General features: G+C 52.4%; 1 protein-coding gene and 1 pseudogene. Both read right to left on the reverse strand.

What is annotated here, in order from left to right:
- Positions 1-1,365, reverse strand: a pseudogene (locus AC6F7T_RS03495) (tetratricopeptide repeat protein); the annotation flags it as partial.
- A 94-nt stretch (positions 1,366-1,459) separates the two neighbouring features.
- Positions 1,460-2,794, reverse strand: a complete 1,335-nt coding sequence (locus AC6F7T_RS03500) for a cytochrome c biogenesis ResB family protein (RefSeq protein WP_500716591.1) — start codon at positions 2,792-2,794, stop codon at positions 1,460-1,462.
- Positions 2,795-3,102: the final 308 nt, after the last annotated feature.

A 3,102-nucleotide genomic window follows, 5' to 3' on the forward strand; every position in this document is an offset into this window, starting at 1 on the left:
CATCACCGTTGGGAGCCGTTTCACCAGGAGCGCAACACCCGCCGTAACAGCCAGAAAGAAACCGATTCCAGGCAAATAAAGCCGATGCTCAACAATCACATCCTGGATCGGCACCAGGCTCGATTCCACCGCCAGGGTCAGAAAAAACCACACTATCCCGAACGACACCAACCGCCACAAACCATCCGTAGGGGCGCACTGACGTGCGCCCGCCTCCGCGACGCCAACGCCCTCTGACTCCCGTTCCAAAGACACAGGGAATGAAGACTTCAGGTACAAATAGATCGCCAACCCCACCAGCCCGGACAAAAACAGAAAAGAAAGAAAGACCTGCGGCACAAAAAAAGTATCATAGACCGGATACTGATAATCCAGATTCTGATTGACCGGAAACAGCAGCAGCCGCAGATAGGTCACAATCACCCGGAACTGGGTCAGCAGGTAGGTAGAGCGATCAAAATCACCGGCACTAAATATTGCTGCATTCTCCACAGAAAAGCCGACCGCGGGTGAATCGGTCACTTGGTGCACCCCGATGACGGTCAGCGGGACAATCGGCAGGGTTAACAGCAGCGGCACCAGGCACAAAAAGCGCTTCTTCCAATCGCCCCGGAAAAAATACAGCTCGTATAGCACAATGGCCAGAGGCAGGGTAAAGGCAATCTCCTTGGTCTTCATCGCCGCGACCGCAGCCAGGGTAGCAGCCGCCAACAGGACCAGCGGCAGCAAGAACCGGCGCCCGCAGCCCGGAGGCGCTGAAGCCTCTTCCGTTTTTTCGGTCTGCATCGCCAGCCTGGCCATGACGTACAGAGCCAGAGACAACAGATAAAACATGGCCGTCATTGAGGTCATGCGCTGGACAATATAGGTGACTGCCTGGGTCTGAATCGGGTGAACCGCAAATACCAGCGCCACCAGCAGGGGAACCAGCCATTCCACTGTAGGGGCGCACCGATGTGCGCCCGGGCTTTCTGCGCACCAATGTGCGCCCAAATCCCATGCGCCCGATTCAAAGATGCTCAACGCCCTGAAGTAGGGGGTTCTGAATGTCAGCCACAGCAGCAGGTAAACCAGCAAAGCTGATGTCAGGTGGATGATCAGATTAACCAGGTGGTAGCCGAACACCTCGACACCACCCAGATGATAATTGAGGGCGAAACTCAGGTAGGCAAGATAGCGGTGGTTGTTAAACTGCGGACCATCGAGACTGCGGATCTCGGGATTTTGAACAATAGAGTATATATCATCCAGCACGAAAGGACCCTGAAAACTGTTGCTATAGGCCAGCAGTCCTGCACTCAGGATCGCAACCAGCGCCAACAGATGGGTCAATCTTGCTGTCTTATGGAGGAATATTGGTGTCACCAACCCTGTCCCCTGGTCAAACGTTCGCAAGAAAAACGGCCCCAATCCTCATGTCGGCCTGCTCAAATCACAGATACCGGCTCCGGTAAAACCTCTAAAGTTCTTGGTTTATCTGTTCCGTCAGCTTGTTAAAAGCCTTTTCAAAACCGGGCTTGTTTTTATTGCTGCTGCCGCCAACTACCACCCGCGATCCTTTTGCGGTTGTCGACAGGCAGACCCAGACCCGCCGATGGGACATAAAGAAACAGATATACAAGCCTATACACAGCAGGATAAAACCGGTCCAGACCACCCATACTCCGGGATCCTTGTTGACGAGAAACAGCACCGTCGTCAACTGACTCACACTGACACTGAACTGCTGACCGGCATGTTCTATTCCGGCGGAATTATTGTTGCGTACCCAGACCTCTGCCGGTTCCTCTTGCGGGTCAGCACTGAGGGTCACCCGTGCAAGGAGAATCTCATTATCAGCACCACGGGTAAAATCCTCAAGACGAGCGATAATCGCCGATTCAGGCCAGGCAATGTCCATCTGTGGCCCGACCCGAAAGGCTTGTTCGGTATTGTCCGTATGGTTACTGATCACCACCAGAAATTCATCAATCGGGAAAAAATCCCCCAGATAAAAATTGATTCCACGATAATTCAAGGGATCATTGACAATCACCGATTTATTGAATGATACACCCCGTTGCGCATCCTGAACCCCCATGTCCGCCCGATATTCGCTGACCATCCCGTCGGGATAAAACTTTTTTTCGGCACGATCACAATAAAACTGAAAATCAAGCGACAGCGGTGATCCGTCCTTCTGGTAAAAAACCCTGTCGCTGGACCTTCCCTCGGGAAGAAAAATATACCCCTGAAAACCAAAGAAAGCACCGATCAGTGCGCCGGCCAGAATCACCAATACGCTGGCATGCACCAGGTACACAGCCAGGCGGGTCCATGTGCCGCGCTGTACCGACACCCTGAAGGTATCGTCAACGCTGCTCGTCTGGGGGTTTTTCCACCCCTGATCACTGAGTATGTTTTCAATGCTCTTAGCCACCTGCTCTACCGGCTTTGAACTTTTTGCGGTGAAACTGCAGGCAAGTTTTTTCAATTGTTCCGGGGACATGTCGCCGACAGGACCGGTAACCGTACGCCAGACCGCGGGCAGCCGCTCGATCGAGCAGACGATCAGGTTGAGGGCAAAAAGCAGCAACAGGGCAATAAACCACCAGGAATTGTACATATTGGTGAGGCCAAGTAAGCGTAACAGCTCAGCAAGAGCCTGACCATATTCCTCAATATAAAAATCCGCTGTTTTTTTCTGATCGATGAAGGTCCCGAAAATCGAGGTAGCGGCCAGAACAAACAGGGTAAAAAGAGCCAATTTAACCGAGGCAAAAAACCGCCACAGGTCACGTACAGAAAATTTCATAAAAAATCACTACCGACATTGGTTAAAGAAAAAGGCCCCGCGCATTGAATGTGCCTGGAACATACGCCCGAAATACGCATCCGATTTTACGCACCGTCATTTTAACATCCGTAGGGGCGCATTGCATGCGCCCGGGTTTTGCACCCAAATCCCACACGCCCACGTCCCAAACGTTCATTGTTCCGTAGGGGCGCACTGATGTGCGCCCGCATTTGCATATGTCCGGTTTCCATCCATACGCCCAAACCACATCCGTTCATTGTTCCGTTCATTGTTCCGTTCATTGTTCCGTAGGGGCGCACTGATGT

This window comes from Pelovirga sp. (assembly GCF_059864205.1).

Bases quoted from the DNA above. Each gene is read 5' to 3' on its own strand.
- AC6F7T_RS03500 (WP_500716591.1), bottom strand. From the start codon at position 2,794: ATGAAATTTTCTGTACGTGACCTGTGGCGGTTTTTTGCCTCGGTTAAA.